Origin of the sequence: Saccharothrix luteola, from assembly GCF_020859565.1 — a bacterium.
GTDB lineage: Bacteria > Actinomycetota > Actinomycetes > Mycobacteriales > Pseudonocardiaceae > Actinosynnema > Actinosynnema luteola.
This window is the reverse complement of the sequence record NZ_JAJHUO010000052.1, coordinates 17087-31785: the sequence shown is the minus strand read 5'-3', so window position 1 is coordinate 31785 and position 14699 is coordinate 17087. Positions and strand designations below refer to the sequence as shown.

Genomic DNA, 14699 nt, shown 5'->3' with positions numbered 1-14699 from the left:
TGGTCGGCGCGGATTGCTGTTTTCGGGGATCCCCTCCGCCATGGTTGGCGCACCAACCGGAAGGAGGGGACCATGACGGTCATGGCGCATGACCAAGGCGGACGTCCCTACACGGTCGAGGACCTTGGAGGGATGCCAGATGATGGCCGGCGTTATGAGCTCATCGACGGGATGCTGCTCGTGAGTCCAGCTCCCGGCGCTCGGCACCAGAAGGTCGTCTTGAGGCTCGGCATGTTCATGGAGCTGCGATGCCCGGACGACTTGCACGTGTTTTCCGCACCCTTCTCAGTGCGGACGTCCGAGTCGAATGAGCTGCAGCCCGACCTTCTCGTGGCCAGGGATGCGGATCTGACCGACAAGCTGCTGCCTGTCGCACCGCTGCTGGCGGTGGAGGTGCTGTCGCCGAGTACCGCGCTGAACGACCTCAACACCAAGAAAGCGGCCTACGAGCGGATGGGGGTGCGCAGCTACTGGATCATCGATCCGCAGGACCCCAAGCTCACCGTGTTCGAACTCGACGCCGATGGTTGCTACGGACAGGTGGCCGAGGTGAAAGGGGAGGACTCGTTCGACGCGACGCTGCCGTTCCCGGTGCGGATTGTGCCTGCGCAACTGCTCGGCACCCTGTACAACCGGCCCGTGGAATGACGGAAGGGCCCTCAGGACGCCCCTGTCCTGAAGGCCCTCGAAGGGGTGTGGCGGCTCAGCCGTGGTTGCGCAGCGTGGTGCTGAGCGCCTGGCGGCGGAGGATCGCTTCGATCTCACGCGCCTCGTGGCTGGAGTGCCGGGCGAGGATGGCTTCCATGTCCATCCGGGCGCTCGGGGTGTCGTAGGCGGCCAACTCGCGGTTCAGGTCCGCTTCCCGCTTGCGGATCTGCCGCCGGGTGGCGAAGTACGTGCGAACGGTCTCCAGAACGGTGGTCATATCGCCTTTCGGTCGTCCTTCTGTATCGGTTCACCTACTATGATGCCGCACGTCAGAGCCTTGTGCGACCGGATTCGACGTGATCTCCGCCGCAAGTGTCACGGCGGCGTGAAGGCCACGTCACCGGCCCAGGATGTCGAGGGCCTTCGAGTACTTCGCCCGCAGCCGGTCCTGGGTGGCGGTGTCCAGCAGGGCCAGTCGGGGCGGTGACGTGTTGTCGGCGATGTCGGCCCGCTTCACCTCCACCGCGACGGGATCGGTCAGCACCCTTCCCAGGTAGTCCTCCTGCGACTCCCCCTCACGGTGGCTCAACGTGACGACGGTCGCCACCACCTCCGGCGGGCAGCCGGCCGCCAGCAGGTCGTCGGCGGTGAGGGCGGTGTCCTCGACGACGTCGTGCAGCACGGCCGCCATGCGCGCGTGCTCGCCGGACACCCGGCCCATCACCCGCAGCGGGTGGCCGATGTAGGGCTGCCCGGACTTGTCGACCTGTCCCTCGTGGGCCGCCCGCGCGATCCGGATGGCGTCATCAACGGTGAACGTCATCGGATCATTGTTCACACCTTGACAACCCGCAGTGGTCTAGTCCATTTTTCGAGTGGCCCACCTCACCTGTGCTGGGCCTTGGCCGCCGACGAGGACGTGGAGGTCGACGTGGTTTCGAGGACGAGACGCGCACTGGGCGCGGTGCTGGCGGGTGTGCTCGCCATCGCGGGCCTGACCCTGGTCGTGGTGGGCAGCGCGTCGGCCGCCAACCTGGTCGCCAACCCCGGGTTCGAGGGCGGCACGGGCGGGTGGACGTGCAGTGCCGCGGCGACGGCGGCGACCACGACCAAGCGCAGCGGCACGCACGCGATGGCGGGCACGCCTGCGGGCCAGGACAACGCCCGCTGCTCGCAGACGATCTCCGTGCGTGCCAACACCGCCTACCAGCTGTCCGCGTGGGTCCAGGGCAGCTACGTGTACCTGGGCGTGACCGGCACCGGCAGCGGCGACAAGAGCACGTGGACGCCGGGCTCGGCGGGCTTCAGCCGGCTCTCGATCGACTTCACCACCGGCGCGAGCAGCAGCGTCACCATCTACGTGCACGGCTGGTACGGCCAGCCGACCTTCTACGCCGACGACGTGAGCCTCGACGGCCCCGGCACCCCGCCGACGAGCACCACCACCAGCACCACCACCAGCACCACGACCACGACCACGACGACCACCACCACGACCACGACGCCCGGCAACCCGGACCCGTCGCTGCCCAAGCACGCGCTCACCGGGTACTGGCACAACTTCGACAACGGCTCGCGCCTGCTCAAGCTCGCCGACGTGCCCACCACGTACGACATCGTGGCCGTCGCGTTCGCCGACGCCACCACCACGCCGGGCGCGGTCGCGTTCACCCTCGACCCGACGTTGTCGAGCAAGCTCGGCGGCTACACCGACGCGCAGTTCAAGGCCGACATCCGCACGCTGAAGGCGCGCGGGCAGAAGGTGATCATCTCCGTCGGCGGCGAGAAGGGCACGATCAGCGTCGGCAACTCCACCGCGGCGACCACCTTCGCCAACAGCGTCAAGACCCTGATCGCGAACTACGGGTTCGACGGCGTGGACATCGACCTGGAGAACGGCGTCAACGCCACCTACATGGCGCAGGCGTTGCGCGCCATCCACGCGGGCGGCGGCAAGGTCATCGCGATGGCGCCGCAGACCATCGACATGCAGTCCACCGGCGCGGAGTACTTCAAGCTGGCGTTGGCGGTGAAGGACATCCTCACCGTGGTCAACATGCAGTACTACAACTCCGGCTCGATGCTCGGCTGCGACCAGAAGGTCTACTCCCAGGGCACGGTGGACTTCCTGGTCGCGCTGGCCTGCATCCAGCTGCAGAACGGCCTGCGCCCCGACCAGGTCGGTCTCGGCCTGCCCGCCTCGCCGTCCGGCGCGGGCGGCGGCTACCAGTCGCCCGCCAACGTGAACCGGGCGCTCGACTGCCTGGCCAAGGGCACGAACTGCGGTTCGTTCAAGCCCGCGCAGACCTGGCCCGGCATCCGCGGTGCGATGACGTGGTCGATCAACTGGGACGCCTCCAACAACTGGCAGTTCGCCAACGCGGTGGCGCCGCACCTGGACACGCTGCCCTGACCCCACCGCGCGTGTCCTACCTCCAGAACCCCCGAGTTGACCGCTCGGAACGCGGCGTTTTGCGGCAGAACGCCGTAGACCTGGCACTACGTGACCACAGCGGTGGCGCGGGTTAGGGTCGCGCCATGTTGGACCGACTCGAAGTGCCCGTCATCGCCGCGCCGATGGCCGGTGGGGCGTCCACACCCGCGCTCGTGGCCGAGGTCGGCCGGGCGGGCGGCCTCGGGTTCCTGGCCGCCGGCTACCTGTCCGTCGAGGCGGTCGCCGAGCAGATCACCGCGACCACCGCGCTGACCGACCGGCCGTACGGGGTGAACCTGTTCGTGCCCGGCCCCCGGTCCACCACCGACCTGTCCGGTTACCGCGACCGCGTCAAGGCGCAGTCGCCCGCCGAGCCGGGCGAACCGCGGTGGGACGACGACGCCTACGCCGCCAAGCTCGAGCTCGTGATGGCGTTGCGCGTTCCGGTGGTCTCGTTCACGTTCGGCTTGCCGAACCCCGAGGACGTGCACCGGCTGCACGCCGCCGGCTCCACGGTCGTCGTCACGGTCACCACACCGCAGGAAGCCGCCCAGGCGGCGCAGGTCGGCGCCGACGCGCTGTGCGTGCAGGGCAGCGAAGCGGGCGGGCACCGCGGCACGTTCGCCGACGACGGCGTCTCGCCCGGGGGCGGCGAGCTGTTCGGCGTGCTGGCGGCGTTGCGGCTCGTCCGCGCGAAGGTGGACCTGCCGCTGATCGCGGCGGGCGGCCTGGTGCACGGCGCGGACGTGGCCGCCGTGATCACCGCGGGCGCGGTCGCGGCGCAGCTGGGCACCGCGTTCCTGCCGACGCCGGAAGCGGGCACGTCCGCCGCGCACCGCCAAGCCCTCGCCGAAGGCACCCGCCGCACCGCGTTGACCAGGGCGTTCAGCGGACGTCCGGCGCGCGGCCTGGTGAACCGGTTCCTGGTGGACAACCAGGGGCAGGCGCCCGCCGCCTACCCGGAGGTGCACCACCTGACCCGGCCGGTGCGCGCGACCGGCGACCCGGAGCTGATGTCGTTGTGGGCCGGGCAGACCTACGCGCTGGTCCGACCGGCCCCGGCGGCCGAGGTGGTGGCGAGGCTGGTCGGCGAGGCGCGCCAAGCCCTTTCCGTCGCGATCACGCGCATTTCACCGGCGTAGCACCACAGAATGGCGACGTGACCACCGCGCGCGAACTCGCCGACGAGATGCTGACCCTGGTCCTGGACGACGATCCCGTCATGGCGACGCTGCTCGGCATCCCGGGCTGGGACGACCGGCTGCCGGATCCGAGCGCCGAGGGCGGACGCGCGCTGCGCGCCCGGGCCGAGGACGTAGCGCGGCGGGCGCGCGCCGTGGACGACGACCCGGTGACGCGCGCGGTGGTCGTGCAGCAGGCGTGGAGCCTGGTGCACCGCCTCGACGCGAACCTGGTCGAGCACACCCACGCCGAAGGCCTCACCGCGCCGCTCGCGGTCCTGCTCGGCGCGTTGCCGCTGATCCGCCCGACCGACGACGGGGCGCGGCAGGCGTACCTGACCCGGCTGTCGTCGCTGCCCGGCTACCTCGACGTGCTCACCCGAAGACAGCGCGAGTCGACCCGACGTCCGCTCAGACACCTGGTGGAAGCCGCCGTCCACCGCCTAGACCGCTACCTGACCGACGACGAGGACCCGCTCGGCACGCCGTTGCACGGCAGCCCGCACGCCGCCGAGTGCGCCCGACTGCTGCACGAGACCGTGCGCCCCGCCATCACCCGCTACCGCGACTTCCTGCGCGCCGAGGTCGTCGACCGCGGTCGCGGCGAAGACCGGCCCGGCCTGTGCTGGCTGCCCGACGGCGACCTGATCTACACCGACCTGGTCCGCATGTACACCACGACCGGCCACACGCCCGAGGAACTGCACCGGATCGGCCTGAACCTCATCGAGGAACTGGACCGGGAGTACGAGGAGATCGGTGGCCGGGTGTTCGGCCCGACCACGGCCGCCGGCGTGCGCGCCCGGCTGATGGCCGACCCGGAGCTGCGCTGGAGCAGCCCCGAGGAGATGGTGACGCTGGCGGCGCGGACCATCGCCCGAGCGGAGGAGGCCGCCGAGGCCTGGTTCGGCACGGTGCCGCGAGCCCGGTGCGCGGTGGAGGTCGTGCCGGGGGCGGAGGCGCCGAACGCGCCGCTGGCCTACTACGTGGACCCGGCGATGGACGGCTCCCGGCCGGGCACCTACTTCGTCAACACCCACCAGTCCGGGCTGCGCGAGCGGTTCAGCGCCGAGTCGACCGCGTTCCACGAGGGCGTGCCGGGTCACCACTTCCAGATCGCGCTGGCCCAGGAGGTCGACGACCTGCCGCTGCTGCGCCGGTTCGCGGGCATCGAGGCCTACCTGGAGGGCTGGGCGCTCTACGCCGAGCGGCTGGCCGACGAGATGGGCCTCTACAGCGACGACGTGGCGCGGCTGGGGATGCTGTCGGGCGACTCGCTGCGCGCCGCGCGCCTGGTGGTGGACACCGGTCTGCACGCGTTGCGCTGGACCCGGCAGCAGGCCGTGGACTACCTGCGCGCCAACGCCGTCATGCCGGACGTGGACATCTTCTCCGAGGTCGACCGGTACATCGAGAACCCCGCGCAGGCGCTGTCCTACATGGTGGGGCGGCTGGAGATCCAGCGCCTGCGCGGTGAGGCGGAGCGGAGGCTGGGCGACCGCTTCGACATCAGGGCGTTCCACGACCTCGTGCTCGGCGGCGGGCCGCTGCCGATGGCCGTGCTCGCCGACGTGGTCGACGACTGGTGCGACTCAGTCCTCGCGGTCGGCGTTCGCGGGGTTGTTGAGGACTGACCTGCGCTTGCTGTAGGCGAAGTACACGACCAGCCCGATGAGGAACCAGACGCCGAAGCGCAGCCAGGTCTCCGGCGCGAGGAACGTGATCAGCCACAGCGAGAACACCACGCCGATGATCGGCACGACCGGCATGCCCGGCGTCTTGAACGTGCGCGGCAGGTGCGGCTGCTTGTACCGCAGCACGATCACCGCGACGCAGACCACCACGAACGCCAGCAGGATGCCGATGTTGGTCAGCTCGGCGGCCTCGGCGATGGGCAGGAAGCCCGCGATGACGGCGGACGCGACGCCGAGCACCCACGTGGTGCGCGTGGGCACGTGCTTGACCGGGTGGGTCTTGGCGAACCACTTCGGCAGCAGGCCGTCGCGCGACATCGAGTAGCCGACCCGCGCCGCGCCCATCAGGAACGTGAACAGCACCGTCGTGATGCCGAGCACCGCGCCGACGGAGATGATGATGCCCAGCGCCGGCAGGCCGATGTCGGCGAACGCCGAGGCGAACGCGCTCTCCGCGTCCACGTCCTTGTAGTTGACCATGCCGGTGAGCACGAGGCAGGCCAGCACGTACAGCACCATCGAGACGGCCAGCGAGTAGATGATCGCCTTCGGCATGTGCTTCTGGGAGTCCTTGGACTCCTCGGCGGCCGTGCTCATGGCGTCGTAGCCGAACACCGCGAAGAACACCGTGGCCGCGCCGGTGAGCGCGCCCGAGATGCCGAACGGGAAGAACGGGTTGTAGTTGTCGGTGTTGATGTGGAACGCGCCGACGACGATCACCAGCAGCACCACGGCGACCTTCAGGTACACCAGGGTCGTCTCGAAGCGGGCCGCGTTCTTCATGCCCATGTTGAGCACGAACGCGATCAGCAGGCAGAGCAGCACGGCGAACAGGTTGACCTTGTAGCTGCCCGCCGCGACGTCACCGGTCTCGGTGCCGGGCGCGCCGAGCATCCACACCGGCAGGTCGAGGCCGAGCAGGTTCAGCAGCTCGTTGAAGTAGCCGCTGATGCCGATCGCCACCACGGCCACGATCGCGGTGTACTCCAGCAGGAGGTCCCAGCCGATGAACCAGCCGACGATCTCGCCGAGCACGGCGTAGCCGTAGGTGTAGGCCGAGCCCGCCCTGGGGATCAGGCCCGCGAACTCCGCGTAGGAGAACGCCGCCGCGGCGCTGGCGATGCCCGCGACGAGGAACGAGATCAGCACGGCGGGGCCGGCGGTCTTGTTGGCCACGGCGCCCGCCAGCGAGAAGATGCCCGCGCCGATGATGCCGCCGATGCCGATCGCGGTGAGCTGCCACAACCCCAACGTCCGGGTCAGCGCCGTCTTCTCGTCACTGATCTGCTCGATCGGCTTGCGGCGGAACACCCCGCTGCCACGGCCGAACCCGTCCTGGACCGTCATTCGTCCAACTCCCTCGGTGGATCGGTGTGCGGCGAACCGTACGCCGGTCAACTGTCACGGGGTTTGTCCGATTGCACCATTCGAGGGAGTGGATTTTGTGCGGGCGTACGGGTTGACGAAGCTCAGCCGCGCGTGAAGACGATCTTGCCCGCGGTCTCGCCGTCGAGCATCGCGCGCAAGCCCTCCTCGACCCGCTCGAACGGCAGCTCCGCGCCGATCTGCGGGCGCAGGCCCGTCAGGTCGCAGAACGACAGCAGGTCGCCCAGCTCCTCGCGCGTGCCCATGGTCGAGCCGACCACCCGCAACTGCAGGAAGAACAGCCTCGGCAGCTCGGCCGCCGACGCGTCACCGCTCGTCGCGCCGGAGATGACCAGCGTGCCGCCCGGCTTGAGCGCCTTCATGGAGTGCGACCAGGTGGCCTTGCCGACGGTCTCGAACACCGCGTCCACCCGTTCGGGGAGCCGCGCGCCGGACTCGAACGCCTGGTGCGCGCCGAGGCTCTCGGCCAACGCGCGCTTCTCCTCGCTGCGGCCGGTCACCCACACCCGGAACCCCGCCGCACGGCCCAGCTGCACCAACGCCGTCGAGACGCCGCCGGACGCGCCCTGCACGAGCATCGTCTGCCCCGGCCGCAGCCCCGAGTTCACGAACAGCATCCGGTACGCGGTCAGCCACGCCGTGCCCATGCACGCCGCCTCGGCGAAGCTCAGCCCCGCGGGCTTCGGCAGCGCGTTGCGCTTCGGGACGACGACGTACTCCGCGAACGTGCCCTGGTGCTTCTCGGTGAGCAGGGTGCGACGCGGGTCGAGCGTCTCGTCGCCGGACCAGTCCGGGTCGCCGATCACGGAGTGCAGCACGACCTCCGTGCCGTCCTCCAGCACGCCCGCGCCGTCGCAGCCGAGGGTCATCGGGAACTGCTCGGGCTTGATGCCGACGCCGCGCAGCGTCCAGAGGTCGTGCATGTTGAGGCTCGCCGCTTTCACGGCCACCTTCACCCAGCCCTCCGGGACCTCGGGTTCCGGTCGTTCGCCCACGCGCACGGCGGCGATCGGGTCTTGGGGGCTCGGCTCGGCTGCGTAGACGGCGAACATGCGGGCAACTTACCGAGTGGTAGTGATCCGTGTGCGGTGAAGCGCGTCACGGGACTACGCTCGCCGGTGTGGTTGACGCGTTCGAGCAGTGGTGGGACGGGGTCGAGCTGTGGCTGGCGCAGCTGGCGTTCCCGTTCCAGTTCGCGCTGCTCATGTGCGTGCTGCTGCCGTTGTCCCTCGGTGTGGCCAGGTTCATCGACCGGGTCGTGGACAACGCCTCGACCAGGTTCAACCCGGTGCCCAAGGTCGACCCGGCAGGTGAGAAGGACCGGCCCCGGGAGGTGGACGCGGGCGGGCCTTCGTAGGCTCTGCGACCGTGACTCCCGCCCGGCGCCTCTCCGTCGCACTGCTCGGCCTGATCGCGCTGGTCGTGGTCGGCTACTTCGCCAAGGACCTCACCGGCACGTCGTCGGACCCCGCGCCGCCTTCGGCCTCCGCTTCGGTGCCGGGCGCGGGCTCGGGGCTGCCGGTCGAGCCGCTGTCGGGCCTGCCCGCGCAGGTGAAGGCCACGTGGGAGCTGATCGGGAAGGGCGGGCCGTTCCCGTACCCGCGCAACGACGGCGTGACGTTCCAGAACCGCGAGAAGCTGTTGCCCGCCAAGCCCTCCGACTACTACCGGGAGTACACCGTGCCCACGCCGGGCAGCGACGACCGCGGCGCGCGGCGGCTCGTGACCGGGTCGTCCGCCGAGGTCTACTACACGGCCGACCACTACGAGTCGTTCGTCGTCGTGGACGTGAGCAAATGACCTACCGGCACGTGGTGCGCCGGGGCGCGCGCACGAAGAAGGACGCCATCGGGGCCATCGCGGAGGCGTTGAGCTTCCCCGACTGGTTCGGGCACAACCTGGACGCGCTGTACGACTGCCTGACCGACCTGTCGTGGCTGCCCGAGGGCGAGCACGTGCTGGAGTGGGAGGGCGGCAACGCCGAGGTGGAGGCCGTGCTGGCGGACGCGGTCGCCCGAACCGCCGAACTGGGCGACCGCGTGCTGACCGTGGTCTACCCGGACTAGTCCTCCGCAGGCACCCACGACGGCTTGCGCTTGCCCACGAACGCGGCGATGCCCTCCTGGCCCTCGGGGCCGCCGAAGTGCCGTGCGGACAGGGCGAGCATGTCGGCGAACACCTCGCCCAGGTCGGTGGACCGCGGTTCCTGGAGCATCCGCTTGGTGGCGGCGAGGGCGTTCGGCGCGCCCAGCGCGAGCATGTCGGTGTAGCGGGTGACCTCGGCGTCGAGGCCGTCGGCGGGCACGGCCGAGTTGATCAGGCCGATGGCGACGGCCTTCGGCGCGGCGAATGCCTCGCCGGTCAGGAACAGCTCGTGCGCGGCACGTGGCAGCAGGCGGGGCAGCACGGTCACCGAGATGACGGCGGGCACCAGGCCGATGCGGACCTCGCTGAACGCGAACGTGGCCGTGTCCACCGCGACCGCGATGTCGCACGCCGCGACCAGGCCGACGCCGCCCGCGCGCGCCGGGCCCGCCAGCCGTGCGACCACGGGCTTCGGGCTGGTCCAGAGCTGGTCGAGGATCGCCGGGAACTCGTTGACCCCCTGCTGGTCGGCGCTCGCGCCGCCCGCCTCCTTGAGGTCCATGCCGGAGCAGAACACCGGTCCGGTGTGGCTCAGCACGATCACGCGCACGGCGTCGTCGGCCGTGGCGGTCTTGAGGTGCCCGGTCAGCTCGGCGCGCAGCTGCGCGGACAGGGCGTTGCGGTTGTGGGGTGAGTCCAGCGTGATCGTCGCGATGCCGCGCCGCACCTCGTAGTGGACCAGCTCGTCTGCCATGGGTGGCACTCTACGATCCGGACTTCTTGACAGCGTGCTGTCAAAATGACAGGATACTGTCATGACGACGAAGACGGTTCACCTCGCCCTCTACGACACCCTGGCCGACTGGGAGTTCGGGTACGCGACGGCGCAGATCAACACGCCGCAGTTCCAGAAGGTGCCCGGTCGGTACCGGGTGCGGACCGTCGGTGCGACGCTCGACCCCGTGACGTCCATCGGCGGCCTGCGGATCACGCCGGACCTGGCGTTGGCCGACGTCGACCCGGCGGACAGCGCGATGCTGATCCTGCCCGGCGCGGACACGTGGGAGAGCGGCGACAACGCGGTGTTCGGGGCGGCGGCGCGGCGGTGGCTGGACGCGGGCGTGCCGGTGGCGGCGATCTGCGGCGCGACGATCGGCCTGGCCGCCGAGGGCCTGCTGAACACCCGTGCGCACGGCGGCAACGCGGTCGAGCAGCTGGCGGCCGTGCCGGGGTACACCGGCGCGTCGTTGTTCAGCCCGGAACGCGCGGTGCGGGCGGACGGCGTGATCACGGCCGGCGCGGCGTCGGCGTTGGAGTTCGCGCGGGAGATCTTCGTGGAGCTGGACCTGTACGAGCCGGCCGTGCTGGAGGCGTGGTACGGCCTGTACCGGACGGGCGACCCGGCGTGGTTCGGCAAGCTCGTCGCCGCGGTGTCGTGAGCGGCGTCGAGCCCCGCACGGAGGCGGGGGATGTGCTGACCGAGGTCATCATGCGCACGTTCCGCCTCTACGGCGGCTTCCTGGAGGCGGCGGAGCTGATGACGAAGCCGGTCGGTCTGACCGCCGCGTGGTGGCAGGTTCTCGGCGCGGTCCTCCGCGAGCCGTTGCCGGTGTCGGGGATCGCGCGGGAGATGAGCTTGACCAGGCAGAGTGTGCAGCGCATCGCCGACGTGCTGGTGGAGAGGGGTTTGGCCGAGTACCTGCCCAACCCGGCGCACAAGCGGGCCAAGCTGTTCCGCCCCACGGCGGCGGGCTACGCGGCCGTCTCCGGCCTGGCGCGGGCCCAGCACGCGTTCACCAACCGCATCTCGGCCCAGGTGGACCTGGACGACCTGCGCACCACGCTCAAGGTGATGGAACGACTGGTCGAGGCCTTGGACGCGGACGAGTGGTCCACAGGCGACGCCTGACCGGACGTCCCGCCGCCCTGCCCGCGCCGGTGCGACGCCCTACCGTGAAGTCATGGATCTCGGCGAGACGTTCGAGTGGGAAGGGCGGCGCATCGCCTGGGGTCGTGCGGGCAGGGGGCCCGCGGTGGTGTTCTGCCACGGGACGCCGTGGTCGTCGTGGCTGTGGCGGCCGTTCGCCGAGGCGTTGAGCGGCGACTTCACCGTGCACCTGTGGGACATGCCCGGCTACGGCCGTTCGTCGAAGCACGCCGGGCACCCCGTCGACTTCGGCGTCCAGGCGGAGGCGTTCACGGCGCTGCTCGCGCACTGGGGGCTGGACCGGCCGCACGTCGTCGCGCACGACTACGGCGGCGCGGTCTCGCTGCGCGCCAATCTGGTGCACGGTGTGCCGTTCGCGTCGCTCCTGCTGGCCGACGTCGTGGCGATCCCGCCGTCCGGCTCGCCGTTCTTCCGACTCGTCCAAGAGCACCCGGACGTGCTCGCCCGCGTGCCGCCGTACATCCACGAAGCGCTGGTCAGGGCTTACATCGGCAACGCGAGCCACCGCGAGCTGCGCGAGGACGACCTCGCGGAACTCGTGGCGCCCTGGCTGGGCGAGGAGGGCCAACCGGCGTTCTACCGCCAGATCGCCGCGTACGACGAGCGCTACCTAGTGGAGAACGAGGCGCTGCTGGACCGCGTCGACCTCCCGGTGACCGTCCTGTGGGGCGTCGAGGACACCTGGATCCCGTTGGCGACCGGCGAACGGCTGGCCGCCGCCATCCCCGGCGCGGCGCTCACCCAGGTCGCCGGGGCGGGTCACCTGATCCAGCTCGACGCACCGGTGGCGGTGGCGTCGGAGTTGCGTTCCTGGCTCACCCGGGTGTCGTCCTGAGGGCGGTCGGGACGTTCTGAGCGTTGAACTCGGGTGTTCCGAACGTAGGACACGCGCGACGCGAACGTAGGACACACGCGTGCTGGACGTAGGACTCTCGCGGGGTCAGGCGGTGCGGGCCAGGTCGGCGGTCAGGGCCGAGCGGTAGCGGTGGAGGATCAGCTCGGCCACTTCCGGGTCAGGGCCCAGCGGTGGGGCGATGATCGCGCCCTCGCCGGCCAGCCGGGTCACGCGGTCCGGGAGGAAGCCCGGTGCCAGGAACCACGACGCCACGGCGATGCGGCGGGCGCCTCGGGCGCGCAGGCGGGCCACCGCCGTGGGCACGTCAGGGGTGGCGGCGGAGGCGAAGGCGGCTTCCACGCCCGCCCAGCCGGCGCCTGCGGCCCAGCGGGCGGCGATGGAGGACACCAGGGCGTTCGCCGGTGCGTGGGACGAGCCCGCGCCCGCCAGGACGACGCCGAGCGTGCGGTCGCGGGAGCGGACGCCGACCGAGGCCAGGCGACGCAGGGCGGCGGACTCCAGGCGGGGATCCGGGCCGAGCACGTCGGAGATCGTCACGTCCAAGCCGGGCAGCCGGGCGTCCGCCACCGCGCCCGGCACGTCCACCCGCGCGTGGAAAGCCTTGCCCAGCAGCAACGGCACCACCACGGCCGAACGGTGGCCGTCCGCGTACGCCCCGCGCAGCACGTCGCCCAGCAACGGCACGGAGAGGTCCAAGAACGACCCGCGCACGTCCAGCGACGGCGCCAACGCCCGCACCACGTCCAACAACTCGTGCACCACGGCCGCCGAGCGCGGATCGCGGCTGCCGTGCGCCACGGCCACCAACGCCGTCACAGCGCGCCCGTCAATCCGCGCGCCCGCAGCACCGCCCGCTCCAGCGGCCGGAACACCAGCAGCTCGATCCCCACGCCGACCAGCAGGATCAGGAAGATCGCCGCGATCACCATCGAGATGTCGTTCAACGCCGACCCGTTGTGCAGGTACTGCCCCAGCCCCTCACCGAGCTGCGGCGACGTGGCGATGATCTCCGCCGCCATCAGCGACCGCCACGAGAACGCCCACCCCTGCTTCAACCCGGCCAGGTAGCCCGGCAGCGCGGCGGGCAGCAGGATGTGCCGAGCCGCCGCCATCCGACCGGCGCCCAACGCCTGGCCGACGCGCGGCAGCAGCGGCGGGATCTGGTCGACGCCCGACACCAGGCCGTTGGCGATCGACGGCACCGAGCCCATCAGCACGACGAAGTAGATGGTCGCGGGCGTCGCGCCGAACCACAGGATGCCCGCCGGCACCCACGCCACCGACGGCAGCGACTGCAGGCCGGTCAGCAACGACCCGATGGCCGCCCGCACCACGCGCACCTTGGCGATCAGCAGCCCCAGCGGCGTGGCGATCACCACGGCGGTGAGGAAGCCGAGCACGGCGCGGCTGACCGACGTCCACAGCACCTCGAACGCCCGGCCGGTCTCGACCGCCTCGAGGACCGCCGCCCACACCGTGCCGGGCGCCGGTAGCTGGTACTCCGGCCAGAACGCCAGCGCCCACAACGCCTGCCACACGCCGAGCAGCAGGGCGAACGCGATCAGCGGCGGCACGGCGGTGCGGACGAACCGCTTGCGCCACGACGGCCGCCGCTCCTCCGACGGCGCGTCGAGCGCGTCCAGCCCCGCGCCGACCGCCGAGAGGTCCGTGTCAAGCTGCGGCATGACCGCTGATCACCTCTCGCAGGTGGGTCGTGATGTCCTCGATGACGGCGGGCTCGTCGCAGTCCGCGGTGGACCACTCGCGCACCACCCGGCCGGGACGGGAGGACAGCAGCACGACCCGCTGACCCAGCCGCACGGCCTCGCGCACGTCGTGCGTGACGAACAGGATCGCCGTCGACGTCTCCCGCCACACCCGCACCAGCTCCGCCTGGAGCACGTCGCGGGTGATGGCGTCCAGCGCGGCGAACGGCTCGTCCATGAGCAGCAGCCCGGGCGTGCCGTCCTCGGCGCTGCCCAGCGTGGAGGCCAGGGCGCGCGCCAGCGCCACGCGCTGCCGCATGCCGCCGGACAGCTCGTGCGGGCGCTTGTGGCCCGCGCCGACCAGCCGCACCAGCGACAGCAGCTCGCTGGCCTTCTCCCGCCGCGGGCCGCGCTTGAGCCCCGCCAGCCGCAACGGCAGCTCGACGTTGCGCGCCGCGGTCAGCCACGGCATGAGCGCGGCTTCCTGGAACATCACGGCGGGCCGCGAGGTGTTCAGCTCGATGGTGCCCGAGGTGGGCGCGTCCAGCCCGGCGACCACGTTCAGCAAGGTCGACTTGCCGCAGCCGGACGCGCCGAGCAGGCACACGAACTCGCCCGGGGCTACCGACAGGTCGACGCCGTCGAGCGCGACGACGCCGGCCGAACCGTGGCCGAAGACCTTCCGCACCCCGGACAAGGTCACCGCGGCGTCCACGTCGGACACGGCCGCTGGGGTCTCAAGCGTGGCGGTCATGGTGTGC

The 14699-nt window shown here is 71.2% G+C and carries 18 protein-coding genes; 10 read left to right on the top strand and 8 right to left on the bottom strand.

Annotation, left to right across the window (positions count from 1 at the left end):
• The first annotated feature begins 72 nt into the window (after positions 1-72).
• Positions 73-648 (top strand): Uma2 family endonuclease, encoded by a 576-nt coding sequence (locus LNK82_RS45005; RefSeq protein ID WP_230572942.1) that lies wholly within the window; start codon positions 73-75, stop codon positions 646-648.
• Positions 649-703: 55 nt separating this feature from the next.
• On the opposite strand, the gene LNK82_RS45000 is transcribed toward LNK82_RS45005, so the two are convergent.
• Both LNK82_RS45000 and LNK82_RS44995 read right to left on the bottom strand, forming a co-directional pair.
• On the bottom strand, positions 704-925 hold the full coding sequence (locus LNK82_RS45000) for a hypothetical protein (RefSeq protein WP_230572941.1): 222 nt from the start codon (positions 923-925) through the stop codon (positions 704-706).
• Positions 926-1045: 120 nt separating this feature from the next.
• Entirely contained in the window at positions 1046-1471 is a 426-nt protein-coding gene (locus LNK82_RS44995; RefSeq protein ID WP_230572940.1) for an HD domain-containing protein, read from the bottom strand.
• Between the two features lie 108 nt (positions 1472-1579).
• On the opposite strand from LNK82_RS44995, the gene LNK82_RS44990 reads away from it, so the two are divergent.
• The 3 genes from LNK82_RS44990 (at position 1580) to LNK82_RS44980 (ending at position 5897) form a co-directional block, all read left to right on the top strand.
• Positions 1580-3061, top strand: coding sequence for a chitinase (locus tag LNK82_RS44990; RefSeq protein WP_230572939.1), 1482 nt, complete (start codon positions 1580-1582; stop codon positions 3059-3061).
• 125 nt (positions 3062-3186) lie between these two features.
• Positions 3187-4224 (top strand): NAD(P)H-dependent flavin oxidoreductase, encoded by a 1038-nt coding sequence (locus LNK82_RS44985; RefSeq protein WP_230572938.1) that lies wholly within the window; start codon positions 3187-3189, stop codon positions 4222-4224.
• A gap of 17 nt (positions 4225-4241) precedes the next feature.
• Positions 4242-5897: a DUF885 domain-containing protein gene (locus LNK82_RS44980; RefSeq protein ID WP_230572937.1), complete on the top strand. Its 1656-nt coding sequence runs from the start codon at positions 4242-4244 to the stop codon at positions 5895-5897.
• Here the strand turns inward: LNK82_RS44980 and LNK82_RS44975 are convergent.
• Both LNK82_RS44975 and LNK82_RS44970 read right to left on the bottom strand, forming a co-directional pair.
• Entirely contained in the window at positions 5856-7304 is a 1449-nt protein-coding gene (locus tag LNK82_RS44975; RefSeq protein WP_230572936.1) for an amino acid permease, read from the bottom strand. The two genes, LNK82_RS44980 and LNK82_RS44975, sit on opposite strands and share 42 nt — an antisense overlap.
• A gap of 122 nt (positions 7305-7426) precedes the next feature.
• Entirely contained in the window at positions 7427-8395 is a 969-nt protein-coding gene (locus LNK82_RS44970; RefSeq protein WP_230572935.1) for a zinc-binding dehydrogenase, read from the bottom strand.
• Positions 8396-8463: 68 nt separating this feature from the next.
• Between LNK82_RS44970 and LNK82_RS44965 the strand changes: the two genes are divergently transcribed.
• Genes LNK82_RS44965 through LNK82_RS44955 form a run of 3 tightly spaced genes read left to right on the top strand, consistent with a single transcriptional unit; the run spans position 8464 to position 9409 of the window.
• Positions 8464-8700, top strand: coding sequence for a hypothetical protein (locus tag LNK82_RS44965; RefSeq protein WP_230572934.1), 237 nt, complete (start codon positions 8464-8466; stop codon positions 8698-8700).
• Between the two features lie 11 nt (positions 8701-8711).
• Positions 8712-9143 carry a guanyl-specific ribonuclease gene (locus LNK82_RS44960; RefSeq protein ID WP_230572933.1) on the top strand — a complete coding sequence of 144 codons (432 nt, stop codon included), beginning with the start codon at positions 8712-8714 and terminating at the stop codon, positions 9141-9143.
• Positions 9140-9409 (top strand): barstar family protein, encoded by a 270-nt coding sequence (locus LNK82_RS44955; protein WP_230572932.1) that lies wholly within the window; start codon positions 9140-9142, stop codon positions 9407-9409. The genes LNK82_RS44960 and LNK82_RS44955 overlap by 4 nt, the downstream gene beginning before the upstream one ends.
• On the opposite strand, the gene LNK82_RS44950 is transcribed toward LNK82_RS44955, so the two are convergent.
• Positions 9406-10182: an enoyl-CoA hydratase-related protein gene (locus LNK82_RS44950; protein WP_230572931.1), complete on the bottom strand. Its 777-nt coding sequence runs from the start codon at positions 10180-10182 to the stop codon at positions 9406-9408. The genes LNK82_RS44955 and LNK82_RS44950 overlap by 4 nt on opposite strands.
• A 61-nt stretch (positions 10183-10243) precedes the next feature.
• On the opposite strand from LNK82_RS44950, the gene LNK82_RS44945 reads away from it, so the two are divergent.
• Genes LNK82_RS44945 through LNK82_RS44935 form a run of 3 tightly spaced genes read left to right on the top strand, consistent with a single transcriptional unit; the run spans position 10244 to position 12211 of the window.
• Entirely contained in the window at positions 10244-10867 is a 624-nt protein-coding gene (locus tag LNK82_RS44945; protein WP_230572930.1) for a DJ-1/PfpI family protein, read from the top strand.
• The gene (locus LNK82_RS44940) at positions 10864-11337 is read left to right on the top strand and encodes a MarR family winged helix-turn-helix transcriptional regulator (protein WP_230572929.1); all 474 of its coding nucleotides are present in this window, start codon (positions 10864-10866) and stop codon (positions 11335-11337) included. The genes LNK82_RS44945 and LNK82_RS44940 overlap by 4 nt, the downstream gene beginning before the upstream one ends.
• Before the next feature lie 52 nt (positions 11338-11389).
• Positions 11390-12211, top strand: a complete 822-nt coding sequence (locus LNK82_RS44935; protein WP_230572928.1) for an alpha/beta fold hydrolase — start codon at positions 11390-11392, stop codon at positions 12209-12211.
• A gap of 105 nt (positions 12212-12316) precedes the next feature.
• Here LNK82_RS44935 and LNK82_RS44930 read toward each other — a convergent pair whose 3' ends face one another.
• The 3 genes from LNK82_RS44930 to LNK82_RS44920 are packed head-to-tail and all read right to left on the bottom strand — an operon-like array spanning position 12317 to position 14692.
• On the bottom strand, positions 12317-13048 hold the full coding sequence (locus LNK82_RS44930) for a sirohydrochlorin chelatase (RefSeq protein ID WP_230572927.1): 732 nt from the start codon (positions 13046-13048) through the stop codon (positions 12317-12319).
• Positions 13045-13917 carry an ABC transporter permease gene (locus LNK82_RS44925; RefSeq protein WP_230572926.1) on the bottom strand — a complete coding sequence of 291 codons (873 nt, stop codon included), beginning with the start codon at positions 13915-13917 and terminating at the stop codon, positions 13045-13047. Before LNK82_RS44925 ends, LNK82_RS44930 begins: the two co-directional genes overlap by 4 nt.
• Entirely contained in the window at positions 13904-14692 is a 789-nt protein-coding gene (locus LNK82_RS44920) for an ABC transporter ATP-binding protein (protein WP_230572925.1), read from the bottom strand. Before LNK82_RS44920 ends, LNK82_RS44925 begins: the two co-directional genes overlap by 14 nt.
• Between the last annotated feature and the right edge of the window lie 7 nt (positions 14693-14699).

Coding starts and splice junctions, on each gene's coding strand:
- LNK82_RS45005 (WP_230572942.1), top strand. CDS start 73: ATGACGGTCATGGCGCATGACCAAGGCGGACGTCCCTACACGGTCGAG.
- LNK82_RS45000 (WP_230572941.1), bottom strand. CDS start 925: ATGACCACCGTTCTGGAGACCGTTCGCACGTACTTCGCCACCCGGCGG.
- LNK82_RS44995 (WP_230572940.1), bottom strand. CDS start 1,471: ATGACGTTCACCGTTGATGACGCCATCCGGATCGCGCGGGCGGCCCAC.
- LNK82_RS44985 (WP_230572938.1), top strand. CDS start 3,187: ATGTTGGACCGACTCGAAGTGCCCGTCATCGCCGCGCCGATGGCCGGT.
- LNK82_RS44975 (WP_230572936.1), bottom strand. CDS start 7,304: ATGACGGTCCAGGACGGGTTCGGCCGTGGCAGCGGGGTGTTCCGCCGC.
- LNK82_RS44970 (WP_230572935.1), bottom strand. CDS start 8,395: ATGTTCGCCGTCTACGCAGCCGAGCCGAGCCCCCAAGACCCGATCGCC.
- LNK82_RS44955 (WP_230572932.1), top strand. CDS start 9,140: ATGACCTACCGGCACGTGGTGCGCCGGGGCGCGCGCACGAAGAAGGAC.
- LNK82_RS44950 (WP_230572931.1), bottom strand. CDS start 10,182: ATGGCAGACGAGCTGGTCCACTACGAGGTGCGGCGCGGCATCGCGACG.
- LNK82_RS44945 (WP_230572930.1), top strand. CDS start 10,244: ATGACGACGAAGACGGTTCACCTCGCCCTCTACGACACCCTGGCCGAC.
- LNK82_RS44935 (WP_230572928.1), top strand. CDS start 11,390: ATGGATCTCGGCGAGACGTTCGAGTGGGAAGGGCGGCGCATCGCCTGG.
- LNK82_RS44925 (WP_230572926.1), bottom strand. CDS start 13,917: ATGCCGCAGCTTGACACGGACCTCTCGGCGGTCGGCGCGGGGCTGGAC.
- LNK82_RS44920 (WP_230572925.1), bottom strand. CDS start 14,692: ATGACCGCCACGCTTGAGACCCCAGCGGCCGTGTCCGACGTGGACGCC.